Here is a 25,735-nt window from a genome sequence, read left to right as displayed (position 1 = left end):
CAAAAAAGTCTCTTTGCAGAGACTTAAAGCACTGTAGCTTAAGCTATTTCAACTCTTCCCTGTTAACCTGAACAACATCCAAAGTATCCTTTAATATCTCCTCAACCTTGTTTAATATACTATCAGCATATTCTCTGGTACCCAGTCTGATTTCCCTTGCATTTTTCTGTGCGTTGGAAATTATCTCATTAGCCTGCTCGTACGCTTTCTTGGTTATTTCATGTTCATCCACCAGCGAGGCAATTTTGTTTTCTGCATCTTTAACTACGTTATTAGCCTCCTTCTGAGCCTCCATTAAAATTCTTTGTCTTTCTTCTTTTACCCATTTTGCCTGTTTCATATCATCAGGAAGCTTAAGTCTTATTTCCTTTATGATCTCAAGTATCTCTTCCTTGTCTACCAGGCATTTCCCAACTACAGGTACATTCACACTTTTTTCTATTACATCTTCCAGTGTTTCTAAAATTGCCAGTATCTCCATTTATTATCCTCCCCTGCTTTGCTGCCGAAAATCACTTATCTGAAATTGTTTATTGTTGTAAACTTCTTGGTGACAGCTTCTTTTATACATTCAGGAACAAGCCCGTCAACCTTCCCTCCATTTTTTGCAAGCTCCTTCACTACACTTGAGCTTAGAAAGGAGTAATTTATACTCGCCATCATAAACAACGTTTCAATATCAGGATCAAGGTTTTTATTTAGTAGAGCCATTTGAAGCTCGTATTCATAATCTGACACAGCCCTTAATCCTTTAATTATGGCTGTAGCTTTCTTTTCTTTCATAAAATCTATCAATAGCCCTGAAAAACTTTCAATCTCTATATCCGGCCTGTCTGCGAAAACACACTTCAACAGGTCTACCCTTTCATCGAGAGTAAAAGCCGGCTTTTTGTTATTGTTTACAAGAACAGCTACAATTAACTTGTCACACAGCTTTGATGCTCTGTATATTATGTCAAGATGCCCGTTTGTAACAGGATCAAAGCTGCCGGGATATACACATATTTTCAATTCATATACCTTCCTAATTCTTATTTGGCTAAAAATTATGATTCACTTCAATTTATTACATAAAAAGATAAAATAGTATCTCCATACTTTTGGTTTCTCGCCAATTTAAGCGGTCCGATATGTTCAGGTACTGCATCATCCTTATCTCTTTCAGCGACAATTATGGTATTATCCTTAATTATACCACTATTTACAACAAAATTTAAAGTTTCTTCAACAAGATTCCTATTATATGGTGGATCAAGAAATATTATATCAAACTTTTTATTATTATCTGCAAGCTTTTTTATTACTGAACCAACTTCTCCAACTAAAACAGACGACTTGTCCGATAGTTTTGTATGATTCAGGTTTTCTTTAATAATACTTAAACACTCATTGCTTTTATCAACAAAAAAGGCGAATTTGGCTCCTCTGCTCAAAGCTTCAATTCCCAGATTTCCTGTACCCGCAAACAAATCAAGTACTTCAGCATCATACACATACTCTGCGATTATATTAAATAATGACTCCTTGACCCGGTCGGAAGTAGGTCTGGTATTATCGCCTTTTAAAGTTTTCAGTTTATGTCCTTTTGCCGTACCTGAGATAACTCTTAAAATAAAAATTCCTCCAAACATTCATTCAATATTAGTATACTGAAAAAAATTTCATCAATTCAGGCTTAATTCATCTGCTTTCTGTTTAAAGCGCTCTATCACTTTCTCCTTAAGTTTGAGATTCACGTCACTTCTAAGCTGAGGGTCTTCTTTTAAGACTTGTATCGCCAGTTCCTGAGCTTTTTTCAGGATATCCATATCTTTGTACAAGTTTGCTATCTTCAATTCAGGAATTCCATGCTGCCTTGTACCAAAAAACTCTCCAGGACCTCTAAGCTCAAGGTCTTTCTCGGAAATAACAAATCCGTCATTAGTCTTTTCCATGACCTTCATTCTTTCAGTCGATACTGCAGCCTTGCCCTCATTATATAGAATACAATATGATTGATGCTCTCCCCTGCCTACACGTCCTCTAAGCTGATGAAGCTGTGCTAGCCCGAATCTTTCAGCATTCTCAATAACCATTACAGTTGCATTCGGAACATTTACTCCAACTTCTATGACCGTAGTAGAAACAAGTATATCTATCCTGCCTTGTACAAAGTCATTCATAACCGTATCCTTATCCTTTGATTTCATCTTACCATGAATTAAGCCTACATTCAAACCAAAGAAATCATGCTTTGATAGCCTGTCCGCCAATTCGAGTGCCGATTTAGCTTCTATAGTATCTGATTCTTCAACAAGGGGACAAACAATATAAACCTGGCGGCCTTCAGCAACCTTCTTTTGTATAAAGCTGTTTACCCTATCCCTCATACTTCCATCAGCTGAATAGGTCTTTATAGGTTTTCTTCCCGGCGGAAGTTCGTCAATTATCGATATATCCAGGTCTCCGTAAAGTATAAGTGCTAAAGTCCTCGGTATAGGAGTAGCTGTCATTACAAGTATATCCGGATTCAGTCCCTTCTGCGACAATATAGCCCTTTGCCTAACACCAAAACGGTGTTGTTCATCCGTAATTACCAAACCAAGTCTATCAAATTGTACATTGTCTTCAATAAGTGCATGTGTTCCTATTACTATATCGATTTCTCCTTTTTTTATTCTTTCAAGGATTTCTGCTTTTTGTTTTTTGGTTTGACTTCCTGTTAATATTTCTGTCTTAATATCATATTTATCAAACAAACCTTTTATTGATCTGTAATGCTGGTCAGCCAGAATCTCAGTAGGCACCATCAAGGTACCCTGGTATCCTCCTCTTACTGCCTTAAACAAAGCCAGTACAGCAACAATAGTTTTTCCCGAACCTACGTCCCCTTGCACAAGTCTATTCATTATACCGGGACTTTCCATATCCTTTTCTATTTCATCAAACACCCTTAGCTGGGCGGTGGTAAGCTTAAAGGGTAAAGAATCTATAAATTCTCCTGTTTCTTCAACTTTTTCAAACTGAATCCCTGCCTTTTCTTCACCAAAGGAATTCTTTATGTTCAAAAGACCAAGCTGAAGGAGAAAAAGCTCTTCAAAAACCAACCTGTATCTTGCATTCTTGAAATCTTCCTCGCTTCCCGGAAAGTGTATGTTTTGTATTGAATAGTTAATATCGCTTAAGTGGTATTTGTTCCTTATTGCCTGAGGTATTATTTCCTCTAGGCTTTCGGTTACAATCTGCAATGCGTTACCTATGACGGTCCTTATTATGTTCTGAGTAAGATTTGCAGTAGAAGCATACACGGGAATGATTCTGCAGGTGTTCTTCATTTCGCCATTTCCTACTTTTTCATATACAGGGTTCTGAACTTCAAAGCTCCTGTATTTTCTACTTATCCTCCCAAAAAAAACGTAACTTTCCCCAACGCTAAATACGCTTTTTATATAGTGCTGATTATACCATGTTGCTATAATAGTTCCTGTATCATCTTTTATAATTACCTTGTATATGGTCAAACCTTTCCTAGGACGGTTTTCCGAGACCTTGGACATAATGACGCCTTCGAAAGCGCAGGTCTCTCCATCCTGTAAGTGTGCGATCTTTTTCATGTTTCCCCTGTCTTCGTATTCTCTGGGAAAATGAGTTATAACGTCTTCAACGGTGTACAGACCTAATCTGTGAAATAGTCTGGCCCTTGACTCTCCTACACCTTTAATATATTGTATTGGTTTTTCCAACACACCTCTAATGCTTTCTATCTTCATAGTATCCCTTTGCTTAAGTTCATTCTCTATTCATAATGCATTCTCTGTCACAGCCCACTGCCTATATCCTCCGCCTCAACTGCTCTATATCTATTTTAATATAATGAGTTATTTTTTGCTATAAAATATAAAAAAAACTTGCGGTTTTTCTGGTTTATGTGTTAAAATAGTTATTGCTTTGGTTATGCACATTTGCTTAAGCAGTGATAAATAGTGCATATAAAACGTGGTTGATTAACTGTTAATTATTGAGATAATTCTCCAGTTTAAAGGAGGTGTAATTATAAATGGCAAAATGTGATATCTGTAGTAAAGACATAAGCTTTGGTTTAAGTGTAAGTCACTCCAATAGAAAAACCAACAGATCTTGGAAACCTAATGTAAGAAAAGTTAGAATTGTTGAAAGTGGCGCAACTAAATCCGCTAACGTTTGCACAAGGTGCTTACGCTCAAACAAGGTAACTAGAGCAGTTTAATTTTTAACTATACACTATAAAAAAAGGTATGTTAGGATTGAATAATCCTAGCATACCTTTTTTTATAGTGTATTTTATCTTATCCTATTCTAAGTACCTTTTTCAGTATGTTACCAAAGAACTTCGGCATCTTGACTACCATTATTTTCATAAAAACACTCCTCCCAGCAAAAAGGCATCGACACTATCAATATATTCAATACATACATTTTTAGTGAATGCTTAAAAAAAATTCCTGATGGTTGATCGGCCATCAGGAATTTTTTTATCCTGTCTCCCCTGCTGTCCTTTTGAATAATCCAAGTATAAAAACAAACAACGCTGCTCCCAATATTGTCGGTACTATAGAAACACCCCATAATCTTGGTCCAATCGTATTAAAGAACGGAATGTATGCTCCTATCCACGACCCTATAAGCCCAGCCAGTAAAGCACCCCAAAATCCACCCGGCATATCGTTTTTAACAAGTGTATCTCCTATCCACCCTGCCAAAGCAGCAATCAATAGTGTTATAATGAAGCCCAACATGCTTAATTCCTCCTTTATCGGTATGTTATCGCAGTGCCTTATGTGTTTCTATATTGCTCTTTTTATGAATTTTCATTTTGAAATAGCTTTTTTCATATATATTTTCTGTATTTTAGATTAATTTAATCTTTATTTTTTATGCAATACTTAAAAGGATTACACTATATGGTTTTTTTTGAATATAAGTAATCCTATCACACAAAATTTAATAAAATTTGAAAATGAACAGCATAGCCTCATTTATTTATAAAATACAAAAACAAGGCCATTTTGCGGCCTTGTTTTCGTATTTTATTTATTTTCTAAGTATTTGCAATCTTGACGCAGTTCCTTCCAGCCTTCTTAGCTTCATATAGAGCATCATCAGCATACCTGACCAATTCATTTTCCATGCTTGCGTTTTCCGGGTAGCAAGCTATCCCAAAACTGACCGTTACCGAAGCAGTAACAAGATTATCCTTTATACTGGCGTGGGAAATCTTTTGTCTTAAGGACTCAACCTTCTCATATGCCTCATCCAGTTTTGTATGAGGAAATAAAATAATAAATTCTTCTCCTCCGTATCTTGCGAAAACATCACTGCTTCTCAACGAATTGTTAACGAGATCTGCAATTGTCTTAAGCACTTTGTCACCAAACAAATGCCCAAAAGTATCATTAAAGCGTTTAAAGTGATCGATATCAAATATTGCAACAGATAATTCGTAATTCCCAACCTGAGCATTCTTGAATTCTTTATGGAGTCTGTCTTGAAAGTACAATCTGTTGTATACCCCTGTAAGTCCATCTATGGTAGCCATATCCTGCATCTTCTGATATAGTTCCGCATTTTCCATGGCAATACCAACCTGTTGCCCGATTATGTCAAGTAATCTTACATTTTCTTCATCAAATGCACTAAAATACTTATGCTCTATAAGCACAAGCCCAAACTTCCGCGTTTTTGTAATAAGGGGTACACATATGAGAGAATTTACTTCTCTGCCCTCCACAAATACATACTCTTCAGGATCTACAAAATTTTCTGCAATTGGCTTTCCATTGTTTAATGCTCCTAAAAGTATGGAACAGTTTATATTCCTGTTTACAGTTTCAAGTTCATCTCTATTCTTAATATTAGTAGTATGAACTCTGAGTTTGTCTTTTTTTTCATCATATATTATTATAGTCGAGTAATTTACACCCATTACTCCTAATATGATATCGTTTACGTATTTAAGAAGTTCCTTGATATCCAGTATAGAGCTTATAGCCTGTGATATCTGCTGTAAGGTATAAAATTCCGCTATACTGCTTGTCAGCTTCTTGTTTGTTTCCTCCAGTTTTATATTTGTATCCTTTAATTTTTCATAATGATACTTGATCTCATCCTGTGCTACTGCCAACTGTTCATATTTTTCTCCGAGCTGTGCTACCAGGGCTTTGTTTTCTTCCTCGCCCACCAGTGAATCTTTATGGATCATACCACAGAGTATAACAAACAGGACAAGTCCCGAGTATGTAAAAAGCAAGAGAATAAAACCGCTATACGCACTATTGTTCAACTCATTTAAACTTTTTGTTTCAAATACAAAAACTCTCGTAGCAAGGATGGCAGTATGAGCAATAAAAGAGTAGCCAGTTAATAGCAGTCCGGTTTTTGCTCCTTTGGCCAGCGTTGCAATAAGCGCTGACAGAGCAATCATAATATACGCCCACTGACCAACTTTCAGATAAATAATCGCATATGATAATACTGTAAATTCTGAAATCCTATATACTATAAAGGATTTGCCCCCAACCAGAAGCCCTTTTCTCAGGAGAATCCTTCTTATATAGTTCAATATGCAGGACATAATATAGAAAACTATAAATGTTAACACATATGAAGACTTGACATTATCCGAAAAGATAATATTTACTATCAAGCCGTACGTAAACCCCATAACTATAAAAAACCACGATAATTTGGCATATATCTGCTCATATCTTTCAGTCTTGTTCACAAAAACACTTCCTTCTAACCCTCGTTACTCTGCTTATCCCAGTAGATTTCAATGACATCACCTGTCCGGATAATATCGGTAAAACCTGCCATTCTTCCGTTTAGCTTCAACACAATGTTTCCTTGCGGTTTTGAAAGGTCAAAATCTATATAGTTGAAAATATCAACAAATATGTATTGAGACTTGTCACCGCTTAATTCCATAACTTTCCCGTTTATTATGACACTCACACAATTGCTAAAGCCGCTAAAGCTTCCGTTACTTAGGGTGTTTATTATTTCTGTCGGAAATTCAGCCTGCGCATCCTTGCTTTCTTCACAACTCAGTATCGTTTTTCCCTCGGTGTCGTAGGAATCTGATACTGATTCATCCTTAGATATATTCAGTTCATCCGCCTGAATCCTTTTCTTTAATTCCACATTGTCTAGGTTTTTCAATTCGTAGTTCTGTTCTGACTCTTCACCGTTTACAAAAACACTATAAGTGTCCAAATCAATTTCATAAAGATTTGCTAAATCTGCAAGTGTTTTTATCTCATTTGCCTGTATTATATCACCATCGGCAATACTCTGTTCTTTTGACGCTATTCTGCCGTTGATATAAACCCTGGTATCAATGTCAATATAGCTGCCGTTCATAATAACTTTTCCTTTTGCATCAGGGGAAACATAATCTGAAACACAAGCTTCAGCGTTTTCTCCGTCCTGTGCCGGAATCACCCGTATATCATCCCCAACTTTCAATACGGTATCAAGGCTCGCCAAATTCTCGTTCACATATATTTCTGCTGCTTTACCATACCCGCCTCTGACTGTCCTCTTTATTCCATTCAATTCAAAAGAAATGCTTTTACCGCTTCTTCCGATCAATTGGCCCGGGTTAAAGCCTACAAGTATCAACGCATCTGCTACTGTAAGTTTTTTTGAGTTAAATAGTCTAACCTTCTTGCCATTTACGGTAACAGCCAGAAAATCCTGCCCCTTCTGAATCTGAGCAGTTACAGCTATACCGAATGGAGTTATGGCCTCAGGTCCCGCCAGCTTTTTTCCACTGAATTTGATATTTTGTATAATATCCCGACCCCTTACTACAACTCTCTCTCTTGATATTTTCAAGTATTCGGCGATTAACCCGGTCAACCCAGGTATCTGACTTCCTCCACCTATGAGGAATACAGCATTGGGTGCCTTGTGATTGTATTCAAGGATCTTTTGTGATATTGTATCTGCCAGAATCCTCACTGACGGTTCTATTACTTCATTTACCTCAGTTACTTCAACAACCTGCTTGTTACCCAGTATGTCAACAAAACTCACACTACTGTCTCCGGAAGATAGGGATATTTTGATTTTTTCTCCCGTATTGAAATCCACCAGATAATGCTGGGCAATCTTCTCAGTTATCTCATCACCTGCTACAGGTGCCATTGCATAAGCTACAACACTTCCGTCACGTGTAAGTGCAATATCCGAAGTACCCGCACCTATATCAACCAAAGCAAGATTAAGGAGTCTCAAATCTTTAGGTATAGTAACATTTATAGCTGCTATAGGCTCAAGTGTAAGGCTTATAACTTCAAGTCCAATCTTGCTCATTACCGTATAAAGACTATCTACAACTATATGCGGCAAAAAAGTCGCAAGTACATCCACGCCTATTTTTTTGCCCTTATGCCCAATAAGAGATGAAATTACATATCCGTTAAGATAATAGTTGATAACACTATACCCCACACAATAAAACTGAGTCTTTTCATCCCTTGACACTTCATCATCCAGCTTTATCTGAGCATACTGGATACCTTCCATCTCAATACTGCTTACTAGCTCCTGATCTATTTCCTTACCTTGCTCTATCTCTCTTTCAACTCTAACTTCACATGTCTTCAGCACTCTACCAGCTGCAGCAATGGCCACTTTTGACAAAGTGATTTCAAGCTTTTCTTCAAGTTTTTTCTTCACTTCAAGGGCAATTTCCGCAACCTGTGCTATATCATGGATCTGTCCGTCAAGCATAGCCCTGTTTTTGTGCTCTACTACTTCAGCAGCAACAATTTTAAGCTTGTCATCTTCAGGTATCCCTACTACTCCTACTACGGTTCTTGTCCCTATATCAAGAGAAAATATTATCTCATCAGGATCTACTCCTTTCAGAGAAATAATCTTTTCCTTTTCCTTATTTTTAGCTACTGTCTTTGAAGCAGACAAGTTCCTAGCTTTTTTCTTATCTGTCTGCTTGTCCAACTGGATAACTTTTTTTTCTTTTTTCTGGGGTTGCTTAGCATTAGCAGGCATGTTAACACCTCTAAAAAATATTGTAGTGCTAAATCTTTTAATAAAAGTAATTTTTCTTTTATGAAATATAAGTGCTGATTTCTTTGCATAGATATTAAAAGTTTAAGTAAAAGTTAAAGTAAAATATTCAACTATTATTTGTTCGACAAAAATACTTTAAATCCTTCTTTTATTTACTACTTTTTTATAAATTCTTATATGAGTTACAAAAGTTCTTTATTTCACATTCATTACATTTAGGTTTCCGAGCATCACATATAGCCCTGCCATGATATACCAGCTGATGGCAAAACTTACTCCAGTCTTTTGGCTTAACTATTTCCATCAGATCATATTCTATCTTTTCCGGATCTGTATTTTTTGTCAGCCCTATTCTGTTTGTCAGCCTTTTTGCATGGGTATCAACTACAATACCAGGGATACCAAAAATATCTCCCAAAACCAGATTTGCAGTCTTACGCCCTACTCCCGGCAGATTAAGTAGATCTTCCATATTGGCCGGTACCTCTCCCCCGTATTTCTCTATCAGCATTTTACAGCAGTTTTTTATGTTGCGCGCTTTATTATGATAAAACCCGGTAGACTTTATTTCCATTTCAAGCTCTTCTAAATCAGCATTGGCAAAGTCATATACATTTTTATACTTTTGAAATAAGGTTTTGGTAACAATATTTACACGGGCATCAGTGCACTGAGCAGCCAATTGTGTTGCAATAAGAAGCTGGAGCGGATCCTTGTATTCTAATGAACATTCTGCATCACTGTAAAGCCGGTCAAACACCTTGATTATTTCTCTGACCTTTTTTTTATTGTCCAATTCTTTTCACAACCCTTCCATCTGTTAGTTAAGAAGAACCTTTGAACGAAACTTGCTATAAAAACCAACTGGTACAGTAGGTTTAGTTATTAGTATTTTATCATATCTGTAAAGAATTTTTCTAATACAAAAAAGCCCAGTTTGGCTGAACTGGGCTTGATATAGTTTGTTTTATTCAAACTTTTTCTAGTGCCTGCCGATAAATTTCCATATATTTGACTGATGGTTTTTTCCATGAAAAATCCGATGTGAGAGCTCTTTTTACCAACTGCTGCCACTCAAGCGGTCTTTCACTGTATAAGTTTAGACATCGCTTTAAAGTGCTGAAAAACTTCTCTGAGGTAAACTCAGCAAATGAAAATCCATTTCCTATTTCCTTATCCGCATCATAATCTAAAACTGTTTCAGCCAGTCCACCTACTGCTCTTACTACAGGAATGGTTCCATACCTGAAGCTGATTATTTGTCCCAGGCCGCATGGTTCAAACTTTGAAGGCATAAGGAATATATCACTCGCCGCATATATTCTTTGAGCAAGCGAGGCGTTAAATTCAATTCTTACCCCCACCTTGTCAGGATACTTTTTCATTATATCCTTAAATGCATTTTCATAATAAGGATCGCCTTCTCCTAAAAGCACAAATTGTACATCCAGAGCCAAAATATCATCAATTACATCTAAAACCAGATTTAGTCCCTTTTGTCCTGCCAATCTGGATATCAGACCCATTACAGGAACATCTTTTACAGGCAATCCCAATTCTTTCTGAAGTGCATATTTGTTTTCCTTTTTATCTTCTATGTTTTCTTCACTATAGTTTTTTGCTATTCTTGGATCTTTGGAAGGATTAAAATAGTCATAACTTATTCCATTTACAATTCCGCATAAATCATCTGCCCTTGACTGAAGCAGCCCTTCCAGCTTTTCTCCATACTCGGAAGTCTGAATTTCACTTGCATACATCGCGCTTACGGTATTTATCTTATCAGCATAAACCAAACCGGCCTTCATAAAACTGAACATACCATAAAACTCAACTTTTTCGGGTACGAATACATCTTCCTTCATATTGAAAAGCTTATAGACATCCTTTGGGAAATTTCCCTGATACTCAAGGTTGTGTATTGTATAAACTGTTTTAATATTCTTATAAAAAGAGTGATTTTTATACTTTTCATTTAAAATCATACAGACAGGGCCTGCATGCCAATCGTTGCAATGTATTATGTCCGGCTGAAAATTAATCCTAGGAAGCATCTCCATTACCGCATTGCAGAGAAAAGCAAATCTTTCTCCGTCATCATAATGGCAATAGATTCCATCCCTGTCATAATAATGGTAGTTATCAATAAAATAGACTGGTACAAGCTTTTTCCCATTATTATCTTCAAAAACAACCTCTGTTTCCCTCACTATGCACGTTTCCTTTTTGTAGTCGACTTGTACCGGAAAATCAGTAACATAACTCATTTTGCAATCAATACTTTTATATCTCGGCATGGCAACTCTGACATCATTCCCCATCGCCGCAAGTGCCTGTGGCAAAGAACCTGCAACATCCGCAAGCCCGCCTGTTTTTGCAAAAGGTGCAACTTCTGCTGATACGAATAATATTTTCAATTTGTTAGTTTCCTGCATATTTTAACCCCCATAGGCATAATATGAACTGTTATTCTAAATAGTTCAAATATATATAGTCAGCAAGTTTTAAGTTATCATATTAAACAACTATTTTCAATGTATAATTTAGGTTAAACAGTATTCATTCAAAACTTGCTAAAATGAAAAAAACCAAGCTTATTTTAGCGTGTTGTACCGGCCGGCACAACTTGTTCGTTTCGCTAAAACCTGGTTTTAGTAGACTGAACTTATACAATTTTAGGTATTGATACTATTCTGTTTCTGACTCTATGATCTGCTTGCTCATAGCAATAAATACATCCGCAATATGTGGGTCAAACTGTGAACCTTTACACCTTTCAATCTCAGCTATGGCTGTTTCCATAGACATACCCTTTCTGTATGGTCTGTCACTGGTCATAGCGTCAAACGCGTCGGCAATACACAATATTCTTCCCAGCTTGCATATTTCGTTACCTTTTCTCCCGTATGGATATCCTTTGCCGTCATATCTTTCATGGTGCTGCAGTATCCCATCCAACCCGTTTCTTATGAATTCTACATCCTTGAGTATGTTGTATGCAATAAAGGGATGTTTTTTTATTTCATCAAACTCTTCATTTGTAAGCTTGCCTTCTTTGTTAAGGATATTTGCAGGGATACCTATCTTTCCGATGTCATGAAGTATTGAAATATACCTTAAATCCTGTATTTCGCTATCGCTAAGTCCCAACTTCTTTCCTATTTCACAGGAAATCTCCATGACTCTCTGGCAATGTCCTCTGGTATATGCATCCTTTGCTTCAATAGAATTTGACAGTGCCATGACAGTCTGAATATATCCGGTCTGGATTTCATTGTAAAATCCACTTAATTCTTCATTCTTCACTTTAAGTTCTTCCTTGGTTTTGTTTAATTCATCCACATATGAACTCAATTCCTCATTTACAGCTGCAGTTTCTTCATATAATGCTTCAATTTCCTGTTTCTGCTCAAAAATACTGTTAAATAGTTCTGCATTTTTTATTGCTATTGCTGCATAAACTGCCAGACTCTCCAAAAATCCTACATTTACCTTAGAAAACGCTCCCGGCCCGCTACTTTCCATAAAAATAACACCAACTATTTCTCCAGAAACGCTTAAAGGTATGGCTATTTTATCACCGGTAATTCCTCTACTGTTTATGGTGGTGTTAATTTTTATTATCGTCTGTCTGTTCTGAAAGCATTTTCTGATTACAGAATCCTTGTCGACCAGATTTCCGGTTTCATTCAATTGTATAGTGCCAAATTCATATCTGCAAACAAGATTATTATCCTTATCAGAGAAAAATATCAAATACCTGTCACACCCTGAAAATCTGTTAAAAACCTTGTATATGTATTCAATGATTACTTTAACGTCAAAGGTGGAGGTTATTATTTCTGAAGCTTCCCTTAATGCTTTGAGCTCCTCATTTTTCATTTTCAACTCGCTGCGTATGCTTGATATTTTTTCTATAAAATCGCTTAATCTGCTGCCATTATCTTCACAGTTACCACTCAAAAACTCTAAAGCTTCCTTGGATGCTGCTGCCTCAATGTTATTATCCCTTACCTCTTTTATGCAGCTACTGTTTTCTGCCTTCTCTCCTGCTCTAGATTTTTTTAAATTAACATAATCTAAGAAAGCCATCAGTAAAAAAGTTGATATATAGGCAGTAATGCTTATGAAATCTATTCTCCCACCACTATATACTATAGCTCCCAAAAGTAAAAATATTGCCATGTATTTAATTATGTAAAGTGTAAAATGTGTCTGTTTCATTCCTTCCTCCTTGAAGAAGTTTTATCCTGTCCTGTTATGAAGTATAGCAATCAAAAAATTCATCGGTGATAAATTAAGATTAAACTTTTGAAACAAACAAACTCAACTTGTAAAATATTGAATAGATAACAAAAGTGATCCCTGGAAATGCTTTAAGGATCGTAAATGGTTGAAAAACAAAATCTGATGACCACAACTGTATATATTCTACATAATTATGCAAATTCCTCTAATTCAGAAATATTTTTTTAATATTTCTGAAACATACCCGAAATCATTTTATAATTGAATCTCTTAAACAAAATAAAAGGACCCTCTCCCAAATGGAAAGGATCCTGATGATGTTCCACTAACTAACAACACTTTTTACCGGAAATTGCTTTATAAACAAAATATGCAATTAACCCAAGTACTGCAGCAGGAACAAGTATTGCAAATATAAAGCCTATAAGCTTTAAAAGAATCTTTACTGCTATTATGAAGAGAATTATCAATACAGCGGCTGTAATAATTTTCTTTAATGAATCGTTACCCATAAATCATTCCACCTTTTTAATTGTTTTAATCTATTATACTATATTTGTGATACAATGTCTGATTATTTTAAATATTTTTTATTTAAAATTTAAAATATTTAATAATTAAAGACTTTGCGAGATCTCTCTTAATGCTTCCAGTGTAATGTCTATTTCTTCAATCGTGTTAAAACATCCCACGCTGAAGCGTACGATTCCGCTATTTACTGTCCCAAGAGTCTGATGTGCCAGAGGAGCACAGTGCAAACCCGGACGGGTAGCTATTCCATATACTTTATCTAATGCATAGCTTATCTCGGAAGAATCTATGTCATCAAAATTTACAGCTACTATGCCGGAATTCTTTTCCATATCGTTTTTACTATAGATTCTTATTCTCCTGATATCTCTTAGACCTTCAAAAAATCTATTTACAAGCATATATTTATATTTTTTCAAGTTATCAAGACCAAAGCTGCTTATAAAATCTACCCCATAGCCCAGGCCTACAATACCTGGAGTATTCAATGTACCGCTTTCCAGTAAATCCGGCATAATTTCAGGCTGAAAAATATTTTCGGAATTGCTACCTGTCCCACCCTGCATAATAGGTTTCAGATCCAGTCCTTCCCGGGCATACAGACCGCCTGTTCCCTGTGGGCCAAGCAAACCTTTATGACCTGGAAATGCCAGCATATCTATATTCATATCCTCTACATCTATGTTAAACACACCCGCTCCCTGTGAAGCGTCAACTAAAAAGATTATTTCATTCTCACGTGCGATTTTTCCTATTTCCTTTACAGGCATTACTATACCGTTGACATTGGAAGACAGTGTCAGTGCAATAAGCTTTGTATTCTTCCTTATATTTTTCTTCACTTCATCAGGATCTATTTCGCCATATTCATCCCCTTTTACTATCGTGATCTCTGCGCCATTTTCTTTCTCCAGGGTTTTCAGCGGCCTGATTACGGAGTTGTGTTCCATACTTGTGGTAATGACATGGATATTCTCCCGCAAACAACTCTTGATTGCTATATTTAGAGACTCTGTGGCGTTTTTTGTAAAACACAGCTGCATAGGATTTTTAATACTAAAAAATTTACATATTACTTCTCTGGCTTCAAGAACTGCCTTTCCCGATGCTATAGACATTGCATGTCCTCCACGTCCGGGATTTGCACAGTATTCCCTCATGCATCTGTCGATTTCTTCATATACTCTGTTGGGTTTAGGGTATGATGTTGCTGCATTGTCAAGATATATCATATCGTCCCTCCATTACAAAATTATGTACCCAATTCTTCCAGTATTATTGATGCTGCAGGAAATGGTTCCAATGCTCTTTGCAGAATCCCTTGTACATAAGCTATCAACATTCCATAGTTTGTAATAGCGATATTATTATCTTTTGCATAATTTATCCTATATTGCATTTCCTGCCTGTTTAGCATACAACCTCCACAATGTACTATAGCATTGAACTTTCCTATATCCTTGGGAAAGTAATTGCCGCTGGCCCATTCGAATTCTATATCTCCTCCCGCTATCTGCCTTATCCATCTGGGTATCTTGACTTTACCGATATCATCAGCCTGTCTGTGATGTGTACAACCTTCAACTACGAGAACTTTGCCGCCTGGTTTCAACCTTTCAATTTCCTTCAGTCCCCTCACCATTTCTATCAATTCACCCTTTTGTCTCGCAAAAAGTATAGAAAAGGATGTAAGCAGTATCTCCTTAGGTGTATCTGCAGATACTTTCATAAAAGCCTGTGAGTCGGTAATAACCACAGATGGCTTCCTGGCAAGATTGTCCAGTGTTTCTCTCAGCTCATGCTCCTTTGTAACCACTGCTATCGCATCAGATTCTATTATATCCCTGATAGTCTGTTGTTGAGGTAGTATCAGCCTCCCTTTAGGTGCTGCCTTATCAATAGGTGTCACTAAAACTACAAAATCTCCTGGTTTGACCAGATCTCCCACCAGACTCAGCTGTATGTCATCAAATCTTGCACTCTGTCCGATTACTTCTTTTAGCTTTTCTATTCCTTCACCTGTTTTTGAGCTTACCTTTATAAAAGGAATACCATATTTTGAAGCATAACCACTGAAGTTTTCCTCTACTGACCTGCTCAAATCACTTTTGTTAATAACGCCAATTACCGTAATACGCTTATTCTTCATTTTCTCAATCAGATCAGCTTCAAAGCCTGTAATACCATCAACAGCACTTACCACGATCATTGCAAGATTTGTTTTCCTCATCACATCATATGTTTTTTCCACTCTTAAGTTTCCTAATTCACCCTCATCGTCCAGACCAGCGGTGTCTATTATTACCACAGGCCCAATAGGAAGAAGCTCCATTGTTTTGTATACAGGGTCTGTTGTAGTACCCGGAACATCTGATACCACTGCAAGCTCCTGCCCGGTAAGAGCATTTACCAGACTGCTTTTCCCTGCATTTCTTCTTCCGAAAACCGATATATGCAGGCGATTACCCACAGGTGTAGCATTCATTTTCATACCCCCTATCTCTTTATCCCCGGTATTCCCGGCTTGGTCATATGGACAGCATTGAGTATCCGTTCAATAGAATTTTCATCCATTATGTTTTCTTCTATCAAAACTCCTTTTATCGTCCTTCCTGTAGCTAAGGATTTTTTAGCTACTTCTGAAGCTTTTTCGTATCCTATATGTCCCACAAGTGCAGCAGCAAGAATCAGACTATTATCAACCTGTTCCTTACAGCGCTCTCTATCCGCTTCTATACCTTTAATACATTTATCTATAAAAATTCTCAGGCCGTTTTTCATCAAGTCCAGCATCTCAAAAAGATTATGAGCAATAAGTGGCAGGAAGGCATTCAATTCCAGCTGACCGGCTTGTGCTGCTATAGTAATGGCAACATCATTGCCCATAATCTGAAAAGCAATCTGATTAACAGCCTCAGGTATTACAGGGTTTACCTTACCTGGCATGATTGAAGATCCTGTCTGTACAGGCCTCAGCTTCAACTCTCCAAAACCCGCTTTAGGTCCTGATGAAAGCAGTCTTATATCGCTTGCTATTTTCGAAAGGTTTACCGCAGCAGTTTTCAGCAGCCCGGAAACCTCAACAAAAATATCAGTATTCTGGGTAACATCCATCATATGTTCTGCTCTAGCCAACCCCAAGCCTGTCAAATCCCTTAACTTTTCTATCATCCAGAATATATATTTCTTGTCTGCATTCAAGCCTGTACCTACTGCAGTACCTCCTATGTTGACCTGCCTCAGTCTTTCTTCCGCTTTGTACAATCTCCATCTGTCCCTTGCCACAGCTTGAGCCCAGGCCCCGAATTCCTGTCCGAGCAGTATGGGAACGGCATCCTGAAGTTGAGTTCTTCCGACTTTCAAAATTGACGAATATTCTTCTTCCTTCTCCTGCAATGCATTTTGTAATTCTGCAAACAGCTCGCTTACCGGCTTAAGAAGTCTTATTGCAGCTAGCCTTACAGCTGTTGGGAAAACATCATTTGTCGACTGGGACATGTTCACGTGATCCAGGGGATGAACCAGTCCATATTCGCCTTTGCTGCCACCCATCAATTCAATTGCTCTGTTAGCAATCACTTCATTGGTATTCATATTTGCTGATGTCCCCGCTCCACCCTGTAGGCAATCCACTACAAACTGATCGCTTAGTTGTCCGGAAAGTATTTCATCACATGCCACTTGAATTGCTCCAGATATATTTGTATCCAAAAGCCCGATATTTTCGTTTGTAATAGCTGCTGCCTTTTTTACAACAACCAATGCCCTGACCAGTTCTTTATGAATCGGCCTTCCGCTGATATTGAAGTTTTCTATTGCCCTCGCAGTATGAATACCGTAGTAACAGTTCCCAGGTATTTTTTTCTCACCTAATAAATCGCGCTCTATTCTCATAGCTAAACCCCTCTAAAAAGCCATCTATCTCAAAGCCTATGCATTTATCTTTGCATTCCTTTCTTCACACCTCTTTAAGTATGCTCCATATATTCCCTCAGGTGTTTGTAATACATAACCGTCAACTGATCTTCAGATATGCCGGTAGCTTTCTCCCGGCTTTTTTTACTGCATAGACGGCAGCTTCCATGTCTACCATATTCTTATTGTCATATATCCTGTAACTTCCTCTGTATTTCTCGGGAGTATTTATTAGCATTATTGTATTAGCCCCCCACTGTAAAGCCCTGACCTGTGCATCCTTATCTAACGATGCAAGAGCCGTAGTTGATGGAATATATACTTTTTTGCATACTATCCTGGTAACTGCCACAACCCGTAAAGTCAGCTCAATGTCTCCATGCGGATGTTTTTCATAGCTGCTTCCCTTTGCGGGTATAAAAGGTCCGATACCAATCATGTTTATTCCCATATCTTTGAAATAAAGAATATCACCGGCAATATCTTCTGTTGTCTGACCCGGCAGACCGATGATATTCCCCGAACCGTTTATGTACCCCAGCTCCTTTAACCATTTAGAGCACTGAAGCCTGTAATAAAAATCATCATCAGGATGAATCTCACTGAATAATCTTGGATTCGTGGTTTCTATCTTCAAAAGGAAATTATCCGCACCGGCCTCTTTTAAGGCTGTATACTCTTCCCTACTTTTTTCTCCTACACTTAAAGTTACCCTCATACCTGTTTTTTCTTTTATTTGTTTTATTAGTGTAATAAGCCTTTCAGTCGTCCAAACCATATCTTCACCCGACTGTAAAATAACCGTCCTCATTCCCAGTCCATGAATATGATCTACAGCTTCCATTATTTCTTCCTCTGTCATTCTGTATCGCTGAACCCCGGAATTTGAGCCTGCTAATCCGCAATAGTTGCAGTTCTTCCTGCAGTAGTTCGAAAACTCTATAGCACCTCTTATTTCTACAACGTCCCCGACCATTTCTTTTCTGATCTTATCCGCCACATTCATAATTGTATGGATTTCTTTTTCCTTTTCAGTAGAGAGGAGATACATAACATCTCTTTTTTCAAGCTCCTCTCCTGCCTCTATTTTTTTAAGAATACTCAGAAAGTCCGCAGTAATCATCTGACCAAGTTTTTTACTTATAAAACCCTGAAGTTTGAATTTTTTATCTTCGTATATATTACTTACTTCTATTTTGTTTTCGATTATCAGTTTTTTTGCAATTCCAAGACGCTCTCCCGGTATTTTTACTGCAATAGCACATACAGAACCTGACTCCGGAGGAGCGGGCACAAGATCGGTTTCAATTCCATTCAGTTTCAAAGCCTTGTCAAGCATCAGCATCTGAGCTGTATTCCTTGCAAGTATTAGAAAGTACTTATTTTCCAAATCAACACACCCTTTATGTTCAGTAATCCAACCTGCCCGGCCAGTTTGATAGATTTTTTTACCACCGTGGTCTTTTAAAAACTTAAAAATACAAATCCCTTTTTCCCAGCTCTATTTCTTTAAGCCTCTCTATAGTTGCACTTCTCATTTTGGGGTCTTCTATCTCCATTAATGCCTTATCAATAATTTTATCGCCTTTGACTCTTAAAAACTCAGTCCCGTAATCAATAAGATTTTCCTTGAATGTAAGGATCGCATTAGGCTGGCAAAATTCATGTATTTCCCCCTCCTTGGCGTACTCCATAAAAGCTTCCCCGGTCCTGCATCTTCTGTAGCAGGCAGTACAAAAGCTTGGAATATAGCCATTTTCGCATATGCTTTCCAGCATTTTAGGCAGGTTTCTATGATCGCTGACAGCGAACTGGTCCGCTTTTTCTTCTTCCGCTACATATCCTCCAGGACTTGTTTTGGAACCTGCACTTATCTGAGTTACTCCTATGCTTAAAAGTTCATCCCTCATTTCAGCATTTTCTCTGGTAGAAAGTATAATTCCTGTGTAAGGAACAGCAAGTCTGTAAATAGCGACTATTTTCTTAAATTCCTGGTCATTGACCCTGTAGGGTATTTTTTCAAGGGCTGACCCCAAAGCAGGCCTCATTCTCGGTACGGATATGGTATGAGGTCCTACACCATATCTTTTTTCAAAACTTTTCACATGCATTAGCAGACCAAGTACATCAAACCTATAATCGTAGAGCCCAAGTAAGGCTCCCACACCTACATCATCTATCCCGGCTTCAAATGCACGGTCTATGGCAGTAATTCTCCAATCATAATCAGCTTTAAGCCCCACAGGGTGCATTTTTTTATAAACTTCCCTGTTATACGTTTCCTGAAAGATTACATAAGTACCGATACCGGCTTTTTTCAGCTCTTTGTATTCTTCTGTTTTCATAGGTGCAGCTTCAACGTTTATCCTACGGATATCCACGTTTTTGTATATAGCTTCCATTGCTTCTCTTATGTGCACTGCACCGGTTTTTCCAGGATGCTCGCCGCAAATAAGCAATAGCCTCTTATGTCCTTGGGCTTCAATAGCCTTAGCTTCGCTTACTGTTTCTTCAATAGTCAGTGTCTTACGGTGCAGTTCCTTATTGTCTTTACGAAAGCCACAGTAAAGGCAGTTATTTGTGCATTCATTACTTGTATACAGCGGTGCAAAGAGCACAACCCTTTTTCCATATACCTTGTTCTTAATAAAGCTTGCAGTTTCATAAATCTCAGTCAGCAAATCCATATCCGTTACATTAAGCAGCTTGGATACTTCATCCATATCAATACCCTTACATTCTTCTGCTTTCTTAAGTATATCCCTTACCTCTTCCTTCGAGGTACTTTTACCAACCTCCAAAGACTTGCATATCTGTTCTTCATTGATGTAATCAACCATAATAACTCCCCCTTGGATATTTCACCTCAGCCTCCACAGTAGGAGTCAAATAATGCAAAATAAAAATGGCTCCTCTGAAAATTACAGAAAGAGCCACAGAAAACAAGACATATCCGCTCTCCCTCCGTTAAGATTCACTCCGTCCCGTCAGGCAAGGTATTCATTTACAAGCTTAAGTTCAAAATTTCTATTTTTGAATATTTTTATCCAACACTTTTATTAGTAATAACGCCAATACTCCGCCAACCAGAGCTGTTATTGCCTGCGGCCAACTAAAGGACCACAGCAGCATTTCCGCCTTCTTGCCTTTCATGTCCATAGCCCATACGAAAATCTTAATTGCAGCAAACAGCCATACGGATTTTGCCAGAGCACCAAGTGTCAGACCCAAAATCTTGCTTCTATACATAAATAAGAAAAACAATAGAACAAGAAGAAAATTACCTAATGCTACAAATGGCGCAAAAGGCAAGGGAATTGCTGCTCCGGTGAGAATTGCCCCAAAAGGTGACAGTAATGCTACAATTCCTCCTCCTGATAGTCCGACCATTGCTGCCGCAACCATTAAGCATGCATTTATCAGAGGCCCCACAACAAACTGACTGTTTGGTCCTAACGGAATATACCTCCCTAGCATCTGGAATACAATAGCAAGTGCTAAAAGAATTGCTGTACGTGTAATAAATCTGATTTTTTTGTTCATGATACAACCCCCAATTATTAAATATAAAAAGCCCCTCCCGAAAGTTTTTCTTCAGGAAGAGCCGATATTTAACAAATGCCATTCTCTCCCCTCAGCTAGGAATTAACCATCCCCTCAGGATTAAGTCATCTCCTTGGTTTTCGGGCTTTACACTCCCCTCATAACCTCAGATTATTCAATTACAATGTTTCTATTTTTATAAATCTATCTGTTGTGCCAGTTGAATTAATTAACCCGTACCGGATATCAGAACCAAAAACGCCAGTTTAATATGTCAATGCTACTTTGACCTTTATCCCCTTAATATTGCCCAGTTTGCCGGTTAAAGCTCCTATTTCGTCATTAGTTCCGTCAACTATTATTGACATGACGGAAATTTCCTTTTCTTTATAAGGTATGCCCATCCTGCCTACAATAATCCTTCCAAAATCACTTAATATATCATTTACTTTTCTTGCAACCTCTTCACGGTTACTAATAACAATGCCTATGACAGCAACTCTGTTCACAGTCTCCATATTAACCTCGTTAATTATTTAACTAACTACAATAATAATTATACCAACTTACAGAAAAATGTAAACAGTAAAATATAAAAAATATTATGTAAAAGAGGAGTGAACCTTCTGCTATCCGTAAAACGCTTTGTGACGTTTCCAGGTAATTCACATAAAGTAATTTTACAATGAAATACCTACACAATTTATCAGATAATTCAGTTTTTCCTGATCCAGATTCTTTTCCAGCTCAACTCCTCTTAAGTTCATCAATCCTACAGGGTATACAGGTATGTTGAAAACGGAGAATAAATACTGTCTCAATCCTGCCAATTGCGATCCACCGCCGATAATGAACACCTTTGATATAGGTTTTCCATAACAGTGTTCCTGATAAAATATAAAACAATTAGCTATCTGTTTTACAAGTCTTTCTATGAAATCAGTGATTATTTCATGTGAAGTATAGTGCTCCTCAGGCGAATTATACCTCGGTGCTTTTAGTCCATATTTCTTTTTAAGCCACTCAGCCTCGTCAAGCCTTATATCCATATTTTTTGCCAGATGCTCGTCAATATTGCTGCTGCCACAAAGAATAACCTTATTGAATTCAAGAATCTTATCATTTAAAAAATTGACTATTGTAGTTTCAGATCCAAAATCCAAAACCGCAAAGGCTTCAGTACCAACCTTTTTATATACCTTCTGGCGGTACCATTCTTCCATCTCCGTAACCTCAATATCCCTGTTAAAGAACTTGGCAGTACTGTTTGCTGGTATATCAACAGCAAGAGGCTTAAGATCCAACCCTCTCAACACCTCTACATAGCTCTGAAGTATCTTTTTGGGAACGGCTGTGAGGAACACCTTGTATTTTTCTACCCCTCTGTCTAATACAGTCTGAAGTATTTTATAATCTATCTGATAGTTGTCAATATCCAGTGGAAAAAAGCCCGGGATACTTTTCTTAATTGTATCATCGCTTTCTTCCCCTGACTTTTTATCAATCAAGTAAATTCTGGTAATTATATTAGTACCGGACATAATTATCTTCGCATTTTTTGCCTTCATATGCTGCTGATATATAACCTGCTTAATCATATCTAATACACGTGACACATCATATATAGCTCCGTTTTTTATGCACTCCTTCGGAGTCGCCGTTATCCCATAGTTACTGATGTGGATATTGGAATTGCTTTTATTTGCGTCAACCTCCACAACTTTTATATTTTTATAGCCTATATCGATGCATATCATTTCATTATTGGATTTTTTGCGACGTAAAAAATCAAAAACCATCTCTAATCACCACATAAAGTTATTTTATCGATTATAAGGAATATACTGCCATTATAAAAATTCATTATCAAGCACCTGCAACCTATCAGCATACTGCCTCTTGCCTGTATTTAAGAACTGCTTCGCGTTTGTTCCAATTACCTATAGTTGTTTTGAACCAAGTAATTGCAAATCTATCCTTTATACACCAGATCAGAAATCCCCTTTCCTGTTATTTTCTTGTTTGTAGAATCATATACAGTTACTAAAGCTCTCGAAATATTCGATTTATTAATGTTTACAGTTACAACTTTGGCTCCATATTTGGATATTTGCACATTTTGAATGACATCCTTCAGTTTTTTGCCTTTAGTGTCATATGTCGTATATACAACCTTGAATTTTTGTTCTGCAGCCCCATTAGTAATACATAAGGAATATATGTCAGTTTTTCTTTGATGATCCACTGAGTAACTGGATGCCAGAATACTTGTATTGCATTTGACCCCATAGAGGAAGCTCTTTACACTTACTACTTGCTTAATATTGCTTAAGGAATTTTGTAATTTTGTTACAGTTAATGGAGAAATCTCATAAGGTCGTGTAGCATTCATATCAACCGCTTTACCTCTGGAATCATATCCGATAGAAACAATACCAGCAATTTGCTTTAATGTTGTTCCATTAGAAATAACAGCGTTAATATGCCCATTTTCCAATTCTTTATAAAATCCTGCGCCATTTAGCACCAGATTTGGACTTAACTTGTTTGCTTCAACTATGTATGTCTGTAGTGATTTCATTTTTGAGTTATTAAGCTTTAACAAAAATGGTGTTACAGTATTTTGATCTAATGATCTATACAAGCTGTCTATATCAACTATTTTCCCATTTTTATCTTTACCAATAGCTATAAACCCTCCGTAATGCTGAGCATTACCATTCAAAATAATCCCTGATACAAAAGTATAGCCTGCATCAGTATAGGAAGCATGAATTTCCTGAGTATCACCTTTTACTAATCCTACGAACTCTGCTGTAACTTTTTTTATGTCTTTGGTATTGGTAAGTATGGATTTATATTGTTTTGTGCTATTGGCAGGAATATTATCACTATATCCTGTAACTTCAACAACATTTCCCGCCTCATCATAACCTGTTACCTTAACCCCCGCAGTTTGCTGTACGGTATTTCCGTTTTCAATAATACTTGTTACCAGATATGTACCATTTTCTACCCTATAAGCACATTTTCTGAGTAAAATCTGATCTTCAAGTATCCCTGCCAGTTCTACATTCACACGTTTTATCCGATCTCCTGCTTCCAGAGTAGTTTTCACATGTTGAAGCTGAATGGTATTACCCTTAAATGGAAGTATGGAAGTATTAGTCTCTATTACTTTAAAATCCCTATCTAATCCCGATACTATAATGCCTAGATTTTTATCTTTGTAGTATCCACTCGATACCAGTGCATCTACGATTATCTTATTACTTTCAGTATGTGTGCTGTATGCAACAAGCTCCGCACTCCCCACTATTTCCTTCTGCTGTTTTACCAGCACTTCAACTCTATCAATATTATTGTGTTGATCCATTTCAAATCTATAGCTGGCATTGGCACTTTTTTCTATAGTTAATGTCTTCCCGTCTACTTCAACAACCTTCCCTCCCGAATAACCCTTAGCTACAATCTGAACATACTGACTGTAAGGATTGTTCTCTATGTTGCCTGTTATTATATTCTTGCCATTTTCAACCCTGTTGCCGTATATATTTAAGAAGGTTGAATTAGAGTTACCCGTAACACTAACATTCACCTGGTCTATTAAAGACCCTGCCAGGAATGTCAGTTCAAAGGTTTTTACAACCCCGTTCGGAACATTATCAGAGGCTCCCTGAACCTCTACAATTTTACCGTTTTTATCATATCCACTGGCTACTATCCCTGCGTTTTGTTTAATCGTCTTCACTTCGCTGCTAAAAGGATAAGGATAATTATCCTTCACAATACCTGTTACTATTATTTTGTTTTGTATATCATCTCTTCTTATACCGTAACTGAAAAGTTGAATGGTTTCACTTGTATTGCCTACTATACCCGTCTGTATCGAGGCTATAAAGAACCCGGCTTTTAATCTAATTTTCACTTTCTTAACGGTAGATATCTTTGTCTCATCCAGAACTTTGACAGTACATGTTTTATTGTCACTTCCTTTATAAGAAATGCTTTTTGCAGGACTTTTAGGTATAGTAACCGTAGTAGATCCTACCTCAATAAGATTACCCTTGTCATCTATTCCTATAACGTATAGAGGAACCAGATACTCTTTTTCAATAGAGCGGTTAGTTAAGTCAAAACTACACACAAGATCTCCATATTCAAGAGTAGAAAAACCTGTTACATTAATATCACTAAAATCATATGGAATTGTCTGAAAGTTGAGAGGAAGTGCCTGATTTACCAGCATTTCATCAGCTTTAGCCATACGTCCCTCAAACATAATTGTATTTAGTACAAGTAATAAACAGCAAATTATGCAAAATATTTTTTTCATCTACATCCCCCAATATAATAAAATAATAACTTATTAATCCTAAAATACTTTTAGGAGGCATGAATCCTATGATTCAGGCCTCCTTATATATTTATTGATTTTGTTTTC

Annotated in this window: 21 protein-coding genes; 1 reads left to right on the top strand and 20 read right to left on the bottom strand. The window is 37.1% G+C overall.

What is annotated here, in order from left to right; translation table 11 throughout:
* Positions 1-43 precede the first annotated feature (43 nt).
* Genes N3I35_08010 through recG form a run of 4 tightly spaced genes read right to left on the bottom strand, consistent with a single transcriptional unit; the run spans position 44 to position 3,749 of the window.
* Positions 44-481, bottom strand: coding sequence for an ATPase (locus N3I35_08010; GenBank protein ID MCX8130026.1), 438 nt, complete (start codon positions 479-481; stop codon positions 44-46).
* A 35-nt stretch (positions 482-516) separates the two neighbouring features.
* A complete protein-coding gene (gene coaD, locus N3I35_08005) occupies positions 517-1,011 on the bottom strand; it encodes a pantetheine-phosphate adenylyltransferase (GenBank protein MCX8130025.1) in 495 nt (164 codons plus the stop codon).
* A gap of 47 nt (positions 1,012-1,058) precedes the next feature.
* Positions 1,059-1,631 carry a 16S rRNA (guanine(966)-N(2))-methyltransferase RsmD gene (gene rsmD / locus N3I35_08000; GenBank protein ID MCX8130024.1) on the bottom strand — a complete coding sequence of 191 codons (573 nt, stop codon included), beginning with the start codon at positions 1,629-1,631 and terminating at the stop codon, positions 1,059-1,061.
* A gap of 33 nt (positions 1,632-1,664) precedes the next feature.
* Positions 1,665-3,749: an ATP-dependent DNA helicase RecG gene (gene recG / locus N3I35_07995; protein ID MCX8130023.1), complete on the bottom strand. Its 2,085-nt coding sequence runs from the start codon at positions 3,747-3,749 to the stop codon at positions 1,665-1,667.
* Positions 3,750-4,036: 287 nt separating this feature from the next.
* Between recG and rpmB the strand changes: the two genes are divergently transcribed.
* Positions 4,037-4,225: a 50S ribosomal protein L28 gene (gene rpmB / locus N3I35_07990; protein ID MCX8130022.1), complete on the top strand. Its 189-nt coding sequence runs from the start codon at positions 4,037-4,039 to the stop codon at positions 4,223-4,225.
* Positions 4,226-4,490: 265 nt separating this feature from the next.
* Here rpmB and N3I35_07985 read toward each other — a convergent pair whose 3' ends face one another.
* The 16 genes from N3I35_07985 to N3I35_07910 all read right to left on the bottom strand — a co-directional run bounded on the left by N3I35_07985 (position 4,491) and on the right by N3I35_07910 (position 25,627).
* On the bottom strand, positions 4,491-4,754 hold the full coding sequence (locus N3I35_07985; protein MCX8130021.1) for a GlsB/YeaQ/YmgE family stress response membrane protein: 264 nt from the start codon (positions 4,752-4,754) through the stop codon (positions 4,491-4,493).
* A 302-nt stretch (positions 4,755-5,056) separates the two neighbouring features.
* The gene (locus tag N3I35_07980; GenBank protein ID MCX8130020.1) at positions 5,057-6,739 is read right to left on the bottom strand and encodes a GGDEF domain-containing protein; all 1,683 of its coding nucleotides are present in this window, start codon (positions 6,737-6,739) and stop codon (positions 5,057-5,059) included.
* A 14-nt stretch (positions 6,740-6,753) separates the two neighbouring features.
* Positions 6,754-9,033, bottom strand: a complete 2,280-nt coding sequence (locus tag N3I35_07975) for a rod shape-determining protein (GenBank protein MCX8130019.1) — start codon at positions 9,031-9,033, stop codon at positions 6,754-6,756.
* Between the two features lie 184 nt (positions 9,034-9,217).
* Positions 9,218-9,850 carry an endonuclease III gene (gene nth, locus N3I35_07970; GenBank protein ID MCX8130018.1) on the bottom strand — a complete coding sequence of 211 codons (633 nt, stop codon included), beginning with the start codon at positions 9,848-9,850 and terminating at the stop codon, positions 9,218-9,220.
* A gap of 175 nt (positions 9,851-10,025) precedes the next feature.
* The gene (glgA, locus tag N3I35_07965; protein MCX8130017.1) at positions 10,026-11,489 is read right to left on the bottom strand and encodes a glycogen synthase GlgA; all 1,464 of its coding nucleotides are present in this window, start codon (positions 11,487-11,489) and stop codon (positions 10,026-10,028) included.
* Positions 11,490-11,742: 253 nt separating this feature from the next.
* Positions 11,743-13,278, bottom strand: coding sequence for an HD domain-containing protein (locus N3I35_07960; GenBank protein ID MCX8130016.1), 1,536 nt, complete (start codon positions 13,276-13,278; stop codon positions 11,743-11,745).
* A gap of 353 nt (positions 13,279-13,631) precedes the next feature.
* Positions 13,632-13,814, bottom strand: coding sequence for a hypothetical protein (locus tag N3I35_07955; protein MCX8130015.1), 183 nt, complete (start codon positions 13,812-13,814; stop codon positions 13,632-13,634).
* Between the two features lie 105 nt (positions 13,815-13,919).
* On the bottom strand, positions 13,920-15,065 hold the full coding sequence (locus N3I35_07950; GenBank protein ID MCX8130014.1) for an aminotransferase class V-fold PLP-dependent enzyme: 1,146 nt from the start codon (positions 15,063-15,065) through the stop codon (positions 13,920-13,922).
* Positions 15,066-15,085: 20 nt separating this feature from the next.
* Positions 15,086-16,318, bottom strand: a complete 1,233-nt coding sequence (gene hydF / locus N3I35_07945; GenBank protein MCX8130013.1) for a [FeFe] hydrogenase H-cluster maturation GTPase HydF — start codon at positions 16,316-16,318, stop codon at positions 15,086-15,088.
* Positions 16,319-16,329: 11 nt separating this feature from the next.
* A complete protein-coding gene (locus N3I35_07940) occupies positions 16,330-17,727 on the bottom strand; it encodes an aspartate ammonia-lyase (protein ID MCX8130012.1) in 1,398 nt (465 codons plus the stop codon).
* A 121-nt stretch (positions 17,728-17,848) separates the two neighbouring features.
* Positions 17,849-19,138 (bottom strand): [FeFe] hydrogenase H-cluster radical SAM maturase HydE, encoded by a 1,290-nt coding sequence (gene hydE, locus N3I35_07935; protein MCX8130011.1) that lies wholly within the window; start codon positions 19,136-19,138, stop codon positions 17,849-17,851.
* Between the two features lie 82 nt (positions 19,139-19,220).
* Entirely contained in the window at positions 19,221-20,588 is a 1,368-nt protein-coding gene (hydG, locus tag N3I35_07930) for a [FeFe] hydrogenase H-cluster radical SAM maturase HydG (protein ID MCX8130010.1), read from the bottom strand.
* 187 nt (positions 20,589-20,775) lie between these two features.
* Complete coding sequence (locus tag N3I35_07925) at positions 20,776-21,291, bottom strand: ECF transporter S component (protein ID MCX8130009.1); 516 nt, start codon at positions 21,289-21,291, stop codon at positions 20,776-20,778.
* Between the two features lie 266 nt (positions 21,292-21,557).
* Positions 21,558-21,809, bottom strand: coding sequence for an iron-only hydrogenase system regulator (locus N3I35_07920; GenBank protein ID MCX8130008.1), 252 nt, complete (start codon positions 21,807-21,809; stop codon positions 21,558-21,560).
* Positions 21,810-21,971: 162 nt separating this feature from the next.
* Positions 21,972-23,090, bottom strand: coding sequence for a pilus assembly protein PilM (locus N3I35_07915; protein MCX8130007.1), 1,119 nt, complete (start codon positions 23,088-23,090; stop codon positions 21,972-21,974).
* 173 nt (positions 23,091-23,263) lie between these two features.
* Complete coding sequence (locus N3I35_07910) at positions 23,264-25,627, bottom strand: hypothetical protein (protein ID MCX8130006.1); 2,364 nt, start codon at positions 25,625-25,627, stop codon at positions 23,264-23,266.
* Positions 25,628-25,735: the final 108 nt, after the last annotated feature.

Source organism: Clostridia bacterium (genome assembly GCA_026414765.1).
Taxonomy (GTDB): Bacteria; Bacillota; Clostridia; order Acetivibrionales; family DSM-27016; genus SKW86.
This window is presented reverse-complemented; position numbering and strand designations above follow the sequence as displayed.